Source organism: Archangium gephyra (assembly GCF_042230915.1).
GTDB lineage: Bacteria > Myxococcota > Myxococcia > Myxococcales > Myxococcaceae > Archangium > Archangium gephyra_B.
On the sequence record NZ_CP102578.1, the window covers coordinates 482,141 to 498,713 of the forward strand.

At 70.2% G+C, this 16,573-nt stretch carries 14 protein-coding genes; 3 read left to right on the top strand and 11 right to left on the bottom strand.

The genetic code is table 11. The features are described from left to right. The gene (locus tag NR798_RS01975; RefSeq protein ID WP_375773709.1) at positions 1-564 is read right to left on the bottom strand and encodes a regulatory protein RecX; all 564 of its coding nucleotides are present in this window, start codon (positions 562-564) and stop codon (positions 1-3) included. 233 nt (positions 565-797) lie between these two features. After that, positions 798-2,615 (bottom strand): acyl-CoA dehydrogenase, encoded by a 1,818-nt coding sequence (locus NR798_RS01980; RefSeq protein WP_375769677.1) that lies wholly within the window; start codon positions 2,613-2,615, stop codon positions 798-800. Between the two features lie 160 nt (positions 2,616-2,775). On the opposite strand from NR798_RS01980, the gene NR798_RS01985 reads away from it, so the two are divergent. Continuing rightward, on the top strand, positions 2,776-3,705 hold the full coding sequence (locus tag NR798_RS01985) for a hypothetical protein (RefSeq protein WP_375769678.1): 930 nt from the start codon (positions 2,776-2,778) through the stop codon (positions 3,703-3,705). A 62-nt stretch (positions 3,706-3,767) separates the two neighbouring features. After that, positions 3,768-4,799: a medium chain dehydrogenase/reductase family protein gene (locus NR798_RS01990; RefSeq protein ID WP_375769679.1), complete on the top strand. Its 1,032-nt coding sequence runs from the start codon at positions 3,768-3,770 to the stop codon at positions 4,797-4,799. A 10-nt stretch (positions 4,800-4,809) separates the two neighbouring features. On the opposite strand, the gene NR798_RS01995 is transcribed toward NR798_RS01990, so the two are convergent. The 3 genes from NR798_RS01995 to NR798_RS02005 all read right to left on the bottom strand — a co-directional run bounded on the left by NR798_RS01995 (position 4,810) and on the right by NR798_RS02005 (position 7,157). Further along, entirely contained in the window at positions 4,810-5,295 is a 486-nt protein-coding gene (locus tag NR798_RS01995; RefSeq protein WP_375769680.1) for a type II TA system antitoxin MqsA family protein, read from the bottom strand. Then, complete coding sequence (locus NR798_RS02000; protein WP_375769681.1) at positions 5,292-5,591, bottom strand: DUF4258 domain-containing protein; 300 nt, start codon at positions 5,589-5,591, stop codon at positions 5,292-5,294. The genes NR798_RS01995 and NR798_RS02000 overlap by 4 nt, the downstream gene beginning before the upstream one ends. Positions 5,592-5,801: 210 nt before the next feature. Beyond that, the gene (locus tag NR798_RS02005) at positions 5,802-7,157 is read right to left on the bottom strand and encodes a serine hydrolase (protein WP_375769682.1); all 1,356 of its coding nucleotides are present in this window, start codon (positions 7,155-7,157) and stop codon (positions 5,802-5,804) included. A 205-nt stretch (positions 7,158-7,362) separates the two neighbouring features. On the opposite strand from NR798_RS02005, the gene NR798_RS02010 reads away from it, so the two are divergent. Next, positions 7,363-8,883 carry a long-chain fatty acid--CoA ligase gene (locus NR798_RS02010; RefSeq protein ID WP_375769683.1) on the top strand — a complete coding sequence of 507 codons (1,521 nt, stop codon included), beginning with the start codon at positions 7,363-7,365 and terminating at the stop codon, positions 8,881-8,883. A 79-nt stretch (positions 8,884-8,962) separates the two neighbouring features. Here the strand turns inward: NR798_RS02010 and NR798_RS02015 are convergent, their stop codons facing one another. From NR798_RS02015 to NR798_RS02040, 6 genes are all read right to left on the bottom strand, one after another. Beyond that, the gene (locus tag NR798_RS02015; protein WP_375769684.1) at positions 8,963-10,687 is read right to left on the bottom strand and encodes a methyl-accepting chemotaxis protein; all 1,725 of its coding nucleotides are present in this window, start codon (positions 10,685-10,687) and stop codon (positions 8,963-8,965) included. A 71-nt stretch (positions 10,688-10,758) separates the two neighbouring features. After that, positions 10,759-11,043, bottom strand: coding sequence for a hypothetical protein (locus tag NR798_RS02020; RefSeq protein ID WP_375769685.1), 285 nt, complete (start codon positions 11,041-11,043; stop codon positions 10,759-10,761). A 448-nt stretch (positions 11,044-11,491) separates the two neighbouring features. Beyond that, complete coding sequence (locus NR798_RS02025) at positions 11,492-13,030, bottom strand: response regulator (RefSeq protein ID WP_375769686.1); 1,539 nt, start codon at positions 13,028-13,030, stop codon at positions 11,492-11,494. Beyond that, positions 13,023-15,062, bottom strand: coding sequence for a response regulator (locus NR798_RS02030; RefSeq protein ID WP_375769687.1), 2,040 nt, complete (start codon positions 15,060-15,062; stop codon positions 13,023-13,025). Before NR798_RS02030 ends, NR798_RS02025 begins: the two co-directional genes overlap by 8 nt. Beyond that, the gene (locus NR798_RS02035) at positions 15,059-15,778 is read right to left on the bottom strand and encodes a hypothetical protein (RefSeq protein WP_375769688.1); all 720 of its coding nucleotides are present in this window, start codon (positions 15,776-15,778) and stop codon (positions 15,059-15,061) included. The genes NR798_RS02030 and NR798_RS02035 overlap by 4 nt, the downstream gene beginning before the upstream one ends. Before the next feature lies 1 nt (position 15,779). Beyond that, positions 15,780-16,433, bottom strand: coding sequence for a B12-binding domain-containing protein (locus NR798_RS02040; RefSeq protein WP_375769689.1), 654 nt, complete (start codon positions 16,431-16,433; stop codon positions 15,780-15,782). Positions 16,434-16,573: the final 140 nt, after the last annotated feature.

Genomic DNA, 16,573 nt, shown 5'->3' on the forward strand with positions numbered 1-16,573 from the left:
CTACCCGGGGGCGGAGTCGATGATCTTCTTCGCGATGGCGAAGGAGAACCCCGCCCTCGCCAGCGCGGCCAGGTCCCGCTGCCGGTTGTCCTCCCGGGTCTTCAGGTTGGTCCGGAAGGGGCCCAGCCGCTTCTTCCGCGCCCAGATCTTCGCCGCCTCCTCCTCGGACAGCTCCGCGGTCGCGTCCGCCAGCTTCTTCGCGACCACCTCCGCCGAGACGCCCTTCATCCGCAGCTTCTGGGCGATGACCCGCGCGCTCCGGCCCGAGCTGCGCAGCGAGTGCGCCTTCATCCCCGCGTACGCCTCGTCGTTGATGAGCCCGCTGCGCGTGAGCTTCGCGACGAGCTCGTCCACCCAGCCGATCGCTTCCGTCCGCTCCCCCCCGTGCGCCTTGATGGACCGGTCCACCCTGCGCATCAGCACGCGCTTGAGCTGGCTCACCGTCGCCGCGTACCGCTTCAGGTAGTGCAGCGCCGCGTTCTCCAGATAGCGCGCAGACACCTTCCGCGGCTTCTTCTGCGGCCGCGCGGCCTTCCGTCCCTGCTCTCCCTGCTGCTCGTCCATGAGAGGCTGGATGTAACACCCGGGTCCCACGTCCGGCATCGGGATGTCCGGGGGGCCGGGCTCCCGGGTGCACGGGCGGGCACTCGGGGGCTCGGGTGTTCGCACGGGTTCAACCTGTGAGGCGTGGCACCCTCACCCCGTCCCTCTCCCGGAGGGAGAGGGGAGGTTGGCTGAGGGGAGGGGAGGTTGGCTGAGGGGAGGGGAGGTTGGCTCGGCTTGGAGGGGCTGGGGGCTCAGAAGGCCTCTTCGGGCACCTCCATCAGGTCCAGCGCGCTCTGCTCCACCATGCGCGCGGTGTGCGCCAGCCCCGGCAGCACCTCGCGGCAGTACCAGCGCGCACTGGCCAGCTTGCCCACGTAGAAGCTCTTGTCGCCCGGGTTCTCCTTCATCCGCTCCAGTGCCACCGCCGCGTGCCGCACCAGCAGCCAGCCGATGAGCAGCTCCGCTAGCGCCATCAGCACCCGGTTGCCCTGAAGGCCCACGTGGTAGAGCGACTCGCCCAGCTTGCCCATCAGCGCCCCCAGCATTGCCTCCGCGTCCGAGAGCGCCTTGCCCAACGCCGCGCGCTCGGCCTCCAGCTCCTTGCCACCCTCGTCCGACTCCGCCGTCGCGCGCACCTGCGCCAGCAGCCGCTGGAGCGTCGCCCCTCCATCCCGCGCCACCTTGCGCAGCAGCAGATCCAACGCCTGGATGTGTGTGGTGCCCTCGTAGAGGGTGTCGATCTTCTGGTCCCGGATGTACTGCTCCATCGGGTAGTCCTTCAGGTAGCCCGAGCCCCCGAGGCACTGGAGCGACACCGCCAGCAGCTCGTACGCCTTCTCCGAGCAGTAGCCCTTCACCAGCGGCAGCAACAGGTCGTTGAGCGAGTCGGACTCGGCGGCCTCCGGCGCCCGGTGCCCACCCTGGAGCTCCACCTGGTCCTGGATGGAGGCGGTATAGAGGCAGAGCGCCCGCATGCCCTCGGCGTGCGCCTTCTGCGCCATCAGCATCCGCCGCACGTCCGGGTGGTGGATGATGGTGACGCGCGGAGCCTTGGCGTCGCGCGCGTTCATCAGGTCCGCGCCCTGCTTGCGCTCCTTGGTGAACTCCAGCGCGTTGAGGTACGCCGTGGACAGCGTCGCCATGGACTTCATGCCGATGGCCATGCGCGCCTGCTCGATGACGTGGAACATCTGGCGGATGCCGTCGTGCACCTCGCCCAGCAGCAGGCCGCGCGCGGGCTTGCCGTCCCCGAACGTCAGCTCGCACGTCACCGAGCCCTTCAGGCCCATCTTGTCTTCAATCTTCGTGCACACCACGCCGTTGCGCTCTCCCAGCGTGCTGTTCTCGTCCACCCAGTACTTGGGGACGATGAAGAGCGAGAGGCCCTTGGTGCCCGGGCCCGCACCCTCGGGCCGCGCCAGCACCATGTGGATGATGTTCTCCGCGTGGTCCGCCTCCGCGCTGGTGATGAAGCGCTTCACGCCCTCGAGCTCCCAGACCTCGCCCCCCACGTGCCGGGCCTTGGTGCGCCCCGCGCCCACGTCGCTGCCCGCATCCGGCTCGGTGAGCACCATCGTCCCCACCCAGCGCCGGTCGATCATCGCCGGCAGCAGGCGCTTCTTCTGGGACTCGGTGCCCAGCCGGTCGATGACGCGCGCCAGGATGCCGCCCAGCGTGAAGAAGGCCACCGCCGGGTTGGAGCCCGCCACCAGCTCGTAGGCCGCCCAGCCCAGCGACGGCGGTGCTCCCATGCCCCCCAGCTGCACCGGCAGCTCCAACTGGTGCATCCCCGCGTCGTAGTAGGCCCCCAGCGACCGCTGGAGCCCCGGCGGCAGCTTCACCGTCCCGTTCTCCAGCTTCGGTGGGTTGTGCTCGGGCTCGGAGAAGCTCGGCGCCAGCTCCTTCAGGCACACCTCGGCGAACGTCTCCAGCGTCTGCCGCGCCGCCGTCTCGTCGAAGTCCCCGAAGGGCGCCTTGCCCAGCGAGCTCCTCCCGATGTCCAGGAACTCGAAGAGGTTGAAGTTCAGGTCACGCAGGTTGGGCTTGTAGTGGTTGGGCGCGGACGACATCTCGGCCTCCGGCTGGAACGGGTTGTGCGGGTAGAGGTCCGAGGCTACCCCGTGTGACGGGCCCGGGCCGCCAGGTTTTTGAGGGGGGGTCGCAACCCGGGCCCTCTCGCTGCGACAATAGAGGACGAAGCACCCCCGGTGCGTCCAGCGAGGACCTTCCATGAGCATCCGACGGATTGGTTTCAGCCCCTTCGTCCAGACCGCGAGCGTCATTGAGGCCCAGCGGCGCATCGAGGCGCAGAACCGCGTCGACGCCGTCGAGAAGCCCATGGGGGCCGATGACCCGGCGCTGATGACCGAGGAGCAGCAGCTGGAGGCTCTCAATGCGAAGCACCGCGCCGAGCTGGAGGCCCTCGAGGCCGAGCGCGCGCAGCTGGAGCGCGAGAGCCAGGCGCTGCGGGCCCAGTTGACGCTCGCCGATGGGTACGAGACCGCCCAGCGCGAGCTGGTGGACCTCAAGGGGGGCAAGGACAGCGCGAAGGAGGCGCTCCCGAGCACGGGGGCGGACGACAAGCAGGGCGTCTCGCTCGCGCACCTGGCCCGGGCCAATGTGTACGCGTCGGTGACCCGGGCCGAGCGCGCCCAGGCCGAGCAGCTGGCCGCGCTGGAGCGGGCCGCTGCGGAGCAGACCGCCGCCTCTGGTGGGGCAGGAGGGGAGGACGACTGGATGGCGGCGGAGGTGGCCGCGCTCCAGGTGGACGGCGGGGCCGAGGTGGAGGCGGGGGAGGACAATTCCTGGATGGAGGCGGAACTGTCCGCGCTCGAGGCGCAGGCCGAGGCGCTCGGGGAGGACGAGGAGGTCTACAGCGATCCGGGGGCGGACTCGTTCTTCGCCAGCCTGGATGACGTCGAGAACCTGGAGCAGGGTGGGGACTTCGGCGACGCGGGGGACAATGCGTTCGTCGCGAGCATGGACGATATCGCCCTCCTGGTGCCCGACTCCGGGGCCGAGGCCGTGCAGCCGGGCGTCTCCGCACCCGTGGCGGCGGCGCCTTCCGTGATTGTCGCGGAGGAGGCGGCCGTGCCGGAGGTCTCCACCGGTGGGCAGGAGTCGCGGGTCATGGGGCTCCCGTTCGACGACGAGGCGTGAAGTTGTCCAACAGTTGGACAAGTTGGTGAAGAGCGCGCCCGGAGCGGGGGTATATCCGGGCCATGCGCAAGGTGGTCATCCCCCGCGCCGGTGGCTACGACCGGCTCACGCTCCAGACGCAGCCCGATCCCACTCCCGCCCCCGAGGAGGTCGTCGTCACCTCGGAGGCCATCGGCGTCAACTACGCCGACTGCGTCATCCGCATGGGGCTGTATGCCTCGGCCAAGGAGTACGTCGGCTGGCCCATCACCCCGGGCTTCGAGTTCGCCGGTACCGTCTCCGCGGTGGGCTCTGCCGTCACGGACCTCGCCGTGGGAACCCGGGTGTTCGGCGTCACGCGCTTTGGCGGCTACTCCACCCACGTCGCCGTGCCCCGCCACCAGGTGTTCCCCCTGCCCGCGCGCTTCGACATGGCCCAGGCCGCGGGCTTTCCCACCGTCTTCCTCACCGCCTACTACGCCCTCTTCGAGCTGGCCCACCCTCGCCCGGGAAACACGCTGCTCGTGCACTCGGCCGCGGGCGGCGTGGGCGGGGCCCTGCTGCAGTTGGGGCGCATCGCCGGTTGCCGCACCGTGGGTGTCGTTGGCTCCAGTCACAAGGTGGAGACCGCGCGGGCCCTCGGTGCGGACGTCGTCATCGACAAGAGCCGCGAGGACCTCTGGCGCGCCGCCGAGCAGGCCGCTCCTCGCGGCTATGACGTGGTGCTCGATGCCAATGGCGTCTCCACGCTGCGCGATAGCTACCGGCACCTCGCCCGGCCCGGCAAGCTCGTCATCTACGGCTTCCACTCCATGTTGCCGCGTGAGGGGGGCCGGCCCAACTGGGTGAAGCTCGCCGCGGACTTCCTGCGCACCCCCCGGTTCGATCCGCTCTCGCTCACCAACCAGAACGCGAGCGTCCTCGCCTTCAACCTGTCCTATCTGTTCGAGCGCCAGGACGTGCTCGAGGAGTCCATGGGCCGGTTGCTCGCGTGGGTGGACGAGGGCCGCATCACCCCACCGCCCGTCACCCGCTTCCCGCTGGAGCGCGTCGCCGAGGCCCACCGAGCGCTGGAGTCCGGCTCCACCGTGGGCAAGCTCGTGCTGGTGCCGTGAGGCGCGAGGGTTAGACCTCCGCCGTCCAGCCTTGCTTGCGTTGCTTGAGGCGCACCCGCAGGGGGGCCGGTTTCGAGGTCGCGACGTGCTCGAGCCGCTCGAGTGGGTATTCCTCCACGGGTTGCTCGTGCACCGCCATCAGCCGGAGGAGCCTCTCGGCTGTCGCTCCCATGGAGAGGGGCTTGTCCACCCGCTCCCACCGCGACACGGTCTCCTTGGCCACGCCCATCCGCCTCGACAGGTCGCTGCTCGACAGGCCCAGCCAGGTGCGCAGGAATCGGATCTCACGAGGGGTAAGGGCCGCCTCCTTTCGTGCGAGCTGCAGCGCGAGCTGGGCGTGGAGTTGCTCGACGTTCGAGTAGCTCAGCTCTTCCTCCCCACACCCGGGGCAATGGCGGACCTGGACTCCCTCGATGATGACGCCCTCCAGCCCCGCATAGGCGCGTCGCGTCTCCTGCCGGACCGTCATCTTTCCCCCGCACTGCAGGCATTTCATCGCTTCCTCCAGACCGTCACGACGACCAACTCCGTCTCGCCCCGGAAGGCCACCACCACCCAGATGGTGTTGGTGTGGACCCGGTACCTCCAGGTGCCCTTCTCGTTCTCCGCGGGCTCGGTGATGTGTCCGCCGCGCAGCACGTTCGTCACGTCGACCTCGGTGAGGTCGTCCTTCTCCATCTCCTCGCGCGAATGGCGGGTGTAGGTGAGCTGGCCGCTCCTCAAGAGGAGTGAGATGCGCTTGCGCGCGGCATTGGCATCCAATGACTTGGATGGATCCGGAATTGATCTCACGTCAATATAGCCTCTGTCTCCAAGCCGCAACACCGCGTCATGTGTCGCGCTGGATACCTGCCGGGGGTCTTCCGGCGAGGGAGGCTGTCTTCATCGGGCGATGGGCAGCTCCTGGCCGGCACACGCTCCCTTGCAGCCCTGATGCCCAGGCAGGACCGGGGAGAGGCGACCGAAGAGGGTCTCGCTCCGTGGACGGGAATCCTTCCCGGGCTACCGGTTCGTCCGGCCCCGCTGCTTCATCGTCTCGTCCACCCGGCGGCCCAACTCCGCGATGCTCTGCGTGAAGCCGATCGCCGTCACCGTCCCCGGGAAGCCGTTCTCCTCGTCCGAGAAGTCCGCCGTCCCCGCCAACCCCTCGTCGTAGTAGCGGTAGCCCAGGTTCGACAGGAACGCGATGACGTAGTGCCTCGGCTCCTTGCCCGGCAGCGCCCGCACGATTCCCGCGTCGCTCCCGTAGTTCTCCGTCTGCCCCGTCTTGTGCAGGAACTCCACCTCCGCCGCCGCGTTGCACGGCCGCGTGTCCCGCTTGAACGCCGTCTCCCCCACCGTCGCCGTCCCGTCCTTCGCCAGCCACCTCGCCGGCACCGCCGTGGGGATTCCTGGCCTCGCGTTCGCGTCTCCGCACACCAGCGTCGAGCTCAAGCCCTCCGCGTACCCCTGGTCCCCCAACAGCTTCTTCAGGAAGTTCCTCGCCGGCTCCGACAGCTCCCCCGCCGTCACCGCTCGCCCCTCCCTCGTCCTCCACAGCACCCCCGGCCCTCCGTTGATGAGCAGGAACAGCCTCGCCGTATCCAGCGCCGTCATGTGGATGCTCCCCGGCTGCCAGTTCCTCCCCGTCACCGGTGAGGTCCCGTTCACCTGCAGCGTTCCCAGCCCGAGCGCCGCGTACTCCGCGTTCAGCCCCTCCATCGCCCCCCGCTCGTGCAGCAGCTTCACCAGCGCCTCCGTCGCGCCGTTGTCCGACTCGACGATCATCGGCTCCAGCCAGCCCCGCAGCGGGCGCTCGCCCTTGTCCACCGTGTCCCGGAGGAACCGGTACGGCGTGTCCAGCGTCAGCTCGCCCCGGTCCACGAGCTTCATCACCCCGTACGCGATGAGGATCTTGAACAGCGACGCGGGGTAGGGCGCCATGAAGCGCAGCGGCGCCTTCTCGCGTCCGGGCACCAGGTCGTCCGCCGCCGGTGCGTCCGCCCAGCCCTTCTGCCCGTCCCAGCGCTCCAGGTCCCACCGCGTGAAGCGCACCGCCTGCGTTCCCAGTGTCCGTGCGTCGATGGGGACCACCTGCCCGCGCGGGTAGTCCCTCGATACCAGCACATCCGCCACCGCCACCGGCCGCCCCTCCGCGTCCAACTCGATGACCGCGACGTCCACGTTCGGCATGTGCGCGATGCGCTCGCCCTTGTGTCTCCAGTCGCGCACCTGGTCGAAGCCCACCTCGCGCACCGCGTTCAGCAGCTGGGTCTCCAGGGCCCGCGAGCGCCTGGGGGAGAGGCCCGGCTGGGAATGGGGGCTGGCCACGGCGGCCGTGCACAGCAACAGGGTGAGGTAGAGCGGGGTGGGGCGCATTGGGGTTCCAGGTGGGGCGACGGTAGTCGTGGGGTGGGTTCGCGGCCAGCGGACCCGGCGCCGGGGACTTTCGGTTTTCGTCCCGGTAGGCTCCGGTCTACCCTCACCCCGTCCCTCTCCCAGAGGGAGAGGGCTCAACCCGGGAACCGATATACCCTCACCCCGTCCCTCTCCCGGAGGGAGAGGGGTGTTGTTGGAGTGACTCGTGCCCATCGTCCACGACTGGCTTGCCCGCAGGGCCTCGCTCGCCCCCGAGCGCACCGCCCTCATCGACTCCCTCCGCGGTGACCGCCGCATCTCCTGGCGCGAGTGGAATGCCTCCGCCAACCGCACCGCCCGCCTCCTCCATGACGTCCTCGGTGTCCGCCGCGGCGACCGCGTCGCCGTGCTCGCCATGAACTGCACCGAGTTCCTCGACCTGCTCTTCGCCTGCGGCAAGCTCGGCGCCATCCTCCAGCCCCTCAACTGGCGCCTCAGCTCCCCCGAGCTCGCCTCCCTCCTCTCCGACGCCGAGCCCGTCGTCCTCGTCCACGGCCCCGACTTCCAGTCCCAGGTCGAGGCCGTCCGTCCGCAGGCCCGCAGCGTCCGCCACTTCGTCCACCTGGAGGAGTCCTCCGCCCGCAAGCCCCAGGACATCCCCTTCAGCCACCGGGAGTCCCTCGCGGACTCCGCGCTCCCCCCCGTGGACGTGGAGCCCGAGGACCCGTGGGTGCTCTGCTACACCGGCGGCAGCACCGGCATCCCCAAGGCCGCCATCCTCACCCACCGCTCCATCACCGCCAACGCCGCCAACACCGTCGTCAGCTGGGGCCTCACCGCCGACGACACCGCGCTTCTCAACGCGCCCCTCTTCCACACCGGCGGCCTCAACGTCTTCACCACTCCGCTCGTCTACGTGGGCGGCACCACCGTCGTCGCCCGCGCCTTCGCCATCGACCAGGTCTTCGACCTCGTCCACCGCGGCGCCATCAGCCTCTTCTTCGGCGTGCCCACCATGTTCATCGAGATGCAGCGCCACCCGCGCTTCGACTCGGTGGACTTCTCCCGCCTCAAGCTGCTCGTCAGCGGCGGCGCCCCCTGCCCCCAGCCCGTCTTCGAGCGCTTCTTCGCTCGCGGCATCGACTTCAAGACCGGTTATGGCCTCACCGAGGCCGGGCCCAACAACTTCTGGCTCCCCTCCGGTGATGTCCGCCGCAAGCCCGGCGCCGTCGGCGTCCCCCTGTTTCATGTCGAGGCCCGGCTCGACGGCGATGGCGAGGAGGGCGAGCTGCTCCTGCGCGGGCCCCACCTGTGCGCCGGTTACTGGCGCCGCCCCGAGGAGACCGCCAAGACCTTCGCCGGCGGATGGTTGCACACCGGAGATCTCGCCCGGCGTGACGCCGAGGGGTGTTTCTCCATCGTTGGCCGCAGCAAGGACCTCATCATCTCCGGCGGAGAGAACATCTACCCCTCCGAGGTGGAGAACGTGCTCGCCGCGCATCCGCAAGTCGCCGAGGTTTGTGTGATTGGCGTGCCCGACCCCAAGTGGGGCGAGGTGCCTCGTGCGCTCGTGGTGGCCCGCCCCGGCGCCGACCTCACCGAGGCCCAGGTGCTCGAGTTCTGTCAGGGGCGGCTCGCTCGTTATAAGCAGCCTCGGTCGGTGCGGTTCTTGGACGCGTTGCAGCGCACCAGCGCTGGCAAGGTGGACCGGCGCTCACTCACCGCGAGTCACGGCACTCCAGGGTGATGCTGTAGTCCCTCACCCCAGCCCTCTCCCAGAGGGAGAGGGGGCCTTGCACGGGCTCAACCCGGGGGGCGTGGCACCCTCACCCCGTCCCTCTCCCGGGGGGCGAGGGGAGTTGTCCGGAGGGAGAGGGGAGGGTGGGCTCGGGTTTCTCTTTCTGCGATGGCCGCTCCACCTGGAAGCGCGTCACCATCTCCCTCAGCTGGCGCGCCCTCGCCTCCAGGTCCTCCACCGCCTTTGTTATCTGCTCCACGTCCATCGCTGACTCCACCGCCTGGTTCGATAGCGCGTGGATCCGCAACGTGAGCGCCTCGCCCGTCTCCGCCTGCGATGCGTGCGCCCTCGCCGTGTCCTTCACCCTCCGCTGGATCTCCTCCGCCCCCGCGACGATCCGCTCCAGCGCCTTCCCCGTCTCCCCCGACAGCGCCAGCCCCTCGCTCACCTTCAGCCGCCCCTGCTTCATCGCCGACGCCGCCGCTTCCGTCTCCGTCTGGCTCTCCTTCATCAGCGCGCCAATCCGCTCCGCCGCCGTCCTCGCCCGCTCCGCCAGGTTGCGCACCTCCTGCGCCACCACCGCGAACCCCTTCCCGTTCTCCCCCGCCCTCATCGCCTCGATGGCCGTGTTCACCGCCAGCACCCGCGTCTGATCCGCCACGTCGGAGATCAGCTCCACCGCCCGCTCCACCTCCGCGCTCCACTCCGTCAGCCGCTCCACCATCCGCGCCGAGCGCTCCACCACCTGCGCTATCTCCTTCATCTTCTCCCCCGTCCCCCTCACCACCGCCCCGCCCTCGCGCGCCGCCTGCTCGTTCGCCTCCGCCGTCCGCGCCGTCAGCTCCGCCTGGCTCGCCCCCATCGCCAGCTCCTGCGTCATCCCCATCACCGCGTCCGTCATGCTCCGCAGCGACCTCGACTGCTCCTGCGCCGCCTTCCTCAGCCCGTTCGCCGAGCGGTGGATGTGCCGCGCGTCCGTCTCCGTCGCCTTCGACACCTCCCCCATCTCCCCCAGCATCCGCTGCACGTCCCCCACCATCGCGTTGAAGGCCCGCCCCAGGTCCCCCACCTCGTCGTGCGAGGGCGCCACCACCTTCACCCTCAAGTCCCCCCGCGCCACCCGCCCCGCCGCGTCCACCAGCGAGTGCATCGGCCTCAGCACCCTCCGCGAGAAGTACACCCCCGCCAGCAACGCCAGCCCCACCCCCGACAGCAGCGCCACCCACAGCCGCCGCTGCACCGCCGCTACCTCCTGCTCGATGTCCTCCACGTACACGCCCGTCCCCAGTACCCAGCCCCACGGCGCGAACAGCTTCACGTAGGACACCTTGGGAATGGGCTGCGGGTCTCTCGGACGCGTCGCCAGGTACTCCACCGCGCCCTCTCCCTCCTGGCGCGCCAGCTCCACGATGTCCACGAACACCCGCTTGCCCGCCACGTCCTGGTACCCCTTCATGTCCTCGCCGATCCGCCCCGGCAGGAAGGGGTGCATCACCAGCCGCGTCTCCAGGTCGTTGATCCAGTAGTACTCGGCCTTCGCGTAGCGCAGGCCCTCGAGCATCGCCGCCGCCTTGCGCTGCGCCTCGCGCGGTGTCAGCTCGCCCGCACGCACCCGCGCCTCGTACGCCTCGAGGATGCCGTGGCCCGTCTCCACCAGCTGCCGCACCGAGCGGATCCGGTCGTCGCGCAGCTGCTGCCGGATGGCCGGCAACACGTACAGCTGCTGCAACAGCAATAGCGGCAGCACGGCGATCAGGAGCGCCACGTAGAACTTCGTCAGCAGGCTGCGCCTTCGTCCAAGCCCGAACGCCATCCCACCCAGCCTAGGGCAAACCGGCCGGAATGTTCAGGAGCCCACGGCCCGCTTCCCCGGACCTCGGGGGCTCAGCACCGCGGCAGGTTCGCGTCCGGCGGGCAGTTCCACTCCGCGTGGCAGCACTCGCCTCCCTCGCGGCCACAGGGCAGCTGGCACGTCTCCACCCAGTCACAGGGGTGGTGGCTCTCCATGCCCGCCGACTGGGGCGCCGGCTCCTCCGGCTTCACGGCCCCGCAGTCCCTCGCGCCCGGCTCGCACGCCGCTCCCGGCCTCGCCGGCTCCGTGGACAGCGACCCCACCATCGCCACCGGCGCTCCCAGCAGCATGCCCGCCACGGTCACCAGACCAACCATCGTCGCCTTCACGACCACACCCCCGTGCTGATCGCGTGACTCGTCCCACCACCCCCAACCCCGGGGCCTCGCCCTGGGACGGTGCGTCACGAACACTCTCTGCATGTCGACGTCGGCCCGCGCCACGGAAACTCATCGCCGACAGGGCGCCCCTGGCGTCGCGGCCACGCCCTTTATCTGCCCATGGCGCGCCGCGCTGCGAAGGGCGGTGAACGGGGAATTCGCGACCTCGTCACCCAATGGGCGGAACGGATGTTCGGCCTTCGGCACTCGCTCGCCCGCCTGGGTGGGACGGTGAGGGCGCGGGTGTTGCCCTGGGGACGGCGTGGGGGCATGGGGGGTACACCGGCCCGGATACCCTCACCCCGTCCCTCTCCCGGGGGGAGAGGGGATGGTGCGGAGTGGGGGAGATAGGTGCGCAGGGGGGCTACGGCTCCGACTGCTACGGCTACAGCTCCGAGAGCAGGCGGCTCAGGTCGTCCGGCTTCACCGGCTTCACCAGGTGCAGGTCGAATCCCGCCTCCCTCGCCCGGCTGTGAGCCTCCGTCCCGTCATAGCCCGTGAGCGCCACCAGCCGGATGCCTCGGCCAATCTTCGCCCTCAGCTCCTCCGCCACCCGGTAGCCGTCCAGCCCCGGCAGACCGATGTCCACCAGCGCCACCTCCGGCGCCCCCTGCACCGCCAGCTCCAACCCCCTCAACCCGTCCGCCGCCACCTCCACCCGGTGGCCCCACGTCTCCAGCAACTCCTGCAGCGCCTGCCTCGCGTCCGCGTTGTCCTCCACCAGCAGGATGTGCCGCCGCCGCTTCACCAGCTCCGGCAGCACCACCTCCTGCTCCGCGTCCGCCACCTGCGCCACCAGCGGCAGCCACACCACGAACTCGCTGCCCCGGCCCGGGCCCTCGCTGTGCGCCTCCACCCGGCCCCCGTGCATCTCCACCAGGTTGTGCACCAGCGTCAGCCCGATTCCCAGGCCTCCTCGCGTGCGCTCCAGTGACTCGTCCGCCTGCGAGAAGAGCTCGAACACCGACGGCAATACCTCCGCCCGGATGCCGATGCCCGTGTCCTTCACCCGCACCCGCGCGCTCGCGCTCCCGTCTTCCGACAAGAGGCGCTCCGCCGTCACCGTGATGGTTCCACCCTCGTTGGTGTACTTCTGCGCGTTGTCCAGCAGGTTGGTGAAGACCTGCACCAGCCGCGTCGTGTCCGCCTCCATCCACAGCGGCACCGGCGGCAGGCTCGACTCCAGCTTCAGCTGCTTGCTCTCCGCCTGCGGGCGGAACACCGTGAGCACCTGCTCCAGCACGCCCCGCAGGTCCACCCGCGCCTGGCGCAGCTCCACCTTGCCCCGCGTCAGCCGGCTCACGTCCAGCAGGTCATCCACCAGCCGCGCCAGGTGGTTCGTCTGGCGCTGGATGATGGACACCATCCTCCCGTCCTTCGCGTCCACCGTCGCCCGGCGCTCGAGGATGCCCACCGCCGTGGTGATGGCCGCCAGGGGGTTGCGCAGCTCGTGCGCCAGCATGGCCAGGAACAGATCCTTGCGCCGGTCCGCCTCAGTCAGGTGCTCCGCGCGCCGCCGCAGATCCTGCTCCGCGCGCCGCATGCGCAAAAGCGAGCGCACCGTGGCGATCAGCTCCTCGCCCTCGAAGGGCTCGGTGAGGTAGGCGTCCGCGCCGCCCTCCAGCCCGCGCACCTTCTTGTCCGGCGTGACGAAGGTGGCCGAGGTGTGCATCACCGCGATGGAGGAGGTGTGCGGCTGGGCCCTCAGCCGCTGGCACACCTCGTAGCCGCTGATGTCCGGCAGCTTCACGTCCAGCACCACCACGTCCGGCCGCTCCTGGGCCGCTACCTGCAGCGCCTCCTCACCGGTGGCCGCCTCCAGCACCCGGTAGCCCGCCAGCCGCAGGGTGCGGCTCGACAGGTAGCGCGTCGCCTCGTCGTCGTTGACGTTGAGAATCGTCGCGGAAAAAGTCAGCTCAGCCACGGCGGCCTCCCTCGCCCTTGCCGGTGCCCAGCCCCGTCTTGTGCAGCGCGTCCCGGATGCGCGTGATGGCGACCTCGCGGCTCAGCGTCTGCTTGGCCAGGATGGTCGAGGTTCCCTTCTCCAGCCGCCGCCGCTCCTCCTCCTGCAACTGGCGCGAGGTGTGGAGGATGACGGGGATGTCGCGCGTGCGAGGATCCGCCTTCAGCTCGTCCAGCACGTCGAAGGCCGTCATGTCCGGCAGCACGAAGTCCAGGAAGATGAGGTCGGGCGTCTGCTCGCGCGCCAGCTGGATGCCCTCGGGCCCGGTGGCGGCCTCCGACAGGACGTAGGGCGTGTCCTTGAGCAGCTGCCGCAGCAGGTAGCGGTGCACGTCGTCGTCGTCGATGATGAGCAGCTTCTGCACCGGGCCGCTGCGCGCCATGGCCGCCAGCTTGCGCAGCAGCTGCTCCTCGACGACCGGCTTGAGCCAGAACTCGTCGGCGCCCAGCGCGCGTGCCTTCTGCTCCCGGTCCATCAGCGTCACCACCAGGATGGGGATGTCGCGGGTGGCCTCGTCGCTCTTGAGCTCGGAGAGGAAGCTCCAGCTCGTCTCGCCCTCCAGCATGACGTCCATCACCACCGCGGCCGGGCGCACCCGCTGCAGCGTGCGGCGCGCCTCCTCCACCGTGCGCACCGGCAGCACCTGGAAGCCCGAGCGCGACAGGTACTTCTCGTAGAGGAAGAGCGTCTGCCGGTCGTCCTCCAGCACCAGCACCGGCGCGCGGCCCGGCTCCAGGTGCTGGCTGCGCTCGGTCATGCCCACCATCTCCGCCACCTCCGGGTGCACCCGCGGCAGGGTGAAGGTGAAGGTGGAGCCCCGGCCCGGCGCGCTCTGCACCGTGAGGCTGCCGCCCAGGAACTCCGCCAGCCGCCGCGACAGCGCCAGCCCTAGGCCCGTGCCCTTCACCTGCTTCTGCAGCGGGCTCTCCACCTGGGTGAACTCCTCGAAGATGTGCGCGTGGTGCTGCGGCGCGATGCCGATGCCCGTGTCGCTCACCTGGAAGCACACCGTGTCCTCCGGCCCCAGCCCGGCCGAGACGGTGACGTGGCCCTTCTCCGTGAACTTCAGCGCGTTGGACACCAGGTTGCGCAGCACCTGGCTCACCTTGGCCTCGTCCGTCTCCAGCGTCAGGTCCGCTGGCGGCGGCTCGAAGCGCAGCTCCACCGCCGAGTCCGCCGGCACCAGCGGCCGCATCATCCCGCGCAGCGCGCCCAGGAAGTCCCCGGCGCCGAACTTCACCGGCCGCAGCGTCGCCTTGCCGGACTCCATCTTCGAGAGATCCAACAGGTCATTCACCAGCTCGAAGAGGGCCTCGCCCGAGGAGCGGATGAACTGCACCTGCTTGTGCTGCTCCGAGGTGAGCGTGCCGTTGGCGGGGTTGAGCAGCAGCCGCGCCAGGCCGAGGATGGAGTGCAGCGGGGTGCGGAACTCGTGGCTCACGTTGGCCACCACGCGGCTCTTGATCTCCGCGGCCCGCACCAGGCTCTCCGTCTTCTCGTCCAGCTCGGCGTGCAGGGTGCGCACGCCGCGGTTGCTCTCCTCCAGCTCGCGGTTGATGCGGGTCAGCTCGTCCGCGCGCCGCTTGAGCTCGCGCTGCTGGCGCTCCGTCTCGCGGTGCAGGCCCGCCAGCTCGCTCATCGTCTCGCTCACCTGCGAGAGCGAGGCGGCGTAGTCCTCCGGCACCAGGCTGCCCACCAGCGCCGCGCCCCCCTCGTGCGGCGCGCCCCGGAAGGCGAAGGTGCGCGGCATGCCCCCCACGCACAGGATGATCTCCCAGCGCTCCACCCGCTCGTCACGGGCCAGGGTGACGAGCCGGTCCACCTTGTCCTCGGTGCCCTGCGCCGCCAGCGAGCGCAGCGCCTGACCGGTCACGGCCTCCAGCAGCCGCCCCGCCCGGTCATCCAACCAGGTGAGGGTGCCGGACGCATCGCACACCAGCGCCACCTCGCGGCTCAGGAAGTGCCACAAGGGCGCGGGGACGGGCGTCGTCATGACTGCTCCTTTTCCAGGGCCGTCAGCCCCGTCGCCACCGTCACCCGGGGCACCTCGGAGACGGTGACATCCCGGGCCAGCGCCGCCTCCAGCGCCTCCAACAGCCCGCGGTAGCTGCAGCGCAAATCCCTGTGGGGCCAGAAGCCCGCGTACCAGCGCACGTGCTCCACGAAGAGCCCCGGCCGCTGCGCGCCCAGCGCGTCCATCAGGTAGGACAGCTGCAACAGCATCTCGTCCCCCAGGCGGATCTCCTGCCCCCGGGTGAGCGGCCCCTCGCGCGCCGACAGCTCGGCGAGCGCCTGCGGCACCAGCTGGGGCAGGGCCTGGTGCACGGCGCGCGCGGCGCCCTCGGGCCACTCCAGCGCCAACTCGGCCGCGCGCACGTACTCCAGCGCCTCGGGCGGCTGCGTCAGCCCCTCGCGCACCAGCGCGGCCTGCAACCCCTGGAAGTGCGCGGCGATGTGGCGCGAGCTCATGCCGCGCGGCACCAGCAGCCCCTGCAGCCAGCGCGCGTAGCGCTCCATCACCCCGGCGTCCTTCGCCTCCAGGGCCTGCACCAGGTAGCGCACGTGGAAGACGGCGTCCTCGCTCCCGAAGCGCCGCGCCCGCTCCTCACCGTAGCGGGCGAACCAGAAGGGGTCCTCGTAGAGCTCCGAGACGGACGCCTCGGCCAGCCGCTGCATGCGGCGCTCCACCTCACGGGCCAACGACTGCATGCTAGACCTCGAACATCCTGCAGGCCGCGGCCACCAGCTCGCGCGCGTCCTTGCCGAAGAAGGGCACTCCCAATTCCGCCTCCACCCCGGGAACCCAGGTGAAGGCCAGCCCCCCTACGGCCATCGGTAGCGTGGGTACCACCTCACGCACCGCCGCCACCGCCTTGCGCAACGCGGGCAGGTGGTATGTCATGGTGACGGAGAACGCCAGCAAATCGGGTTTCGACTCGAGCACCTCGCGCACCAGGTGCTCGGTGGGAACGTTGGCTCCCAGAAAGCGCACGTCGAAGCCCGCCATCTCCAGGAAGTCGCTGGCCATGCGGGCGCCCAGCTCGTGCTGCTCGCCCTCCACGCACGTCACCATCACCAGGCGGCCGTTGGGCGGATCCCTCTGCAGGTGGCGGTAGAGGTGGGAGAGGGCCAGCTGGGAGATGGCGGTGGCCATGTGCTCCTGGGCCACGGAGATCTCGTTCTCCTGCCACTTCCGGCCGATCTCCCACTGAGCCTTCTGGATGATGTCCAGGTGCAAGGTGGGCAGGGGGATGCCCCGGAGGATTCCCTCGTCCACGAGCAGGCGCAGGGCCTCCCGGCGGTTTCCCGCGAGCTGGGCAGAGAGGTAGGACTCGCGGATCGCGTCGATGGTGTCGGTGGTCACTGGTGGAGATCGCGATGGGGGGGGAAGTGGGGGGGGGACGGTACCTCGGGTCTGTTCACGCCTAGAAGCACGGGCTGCTCGATTTCCCAGACAGTCAACACCGGCGCGATCTTCGGGTCGGCCCGGAGACGCCGCGTGCC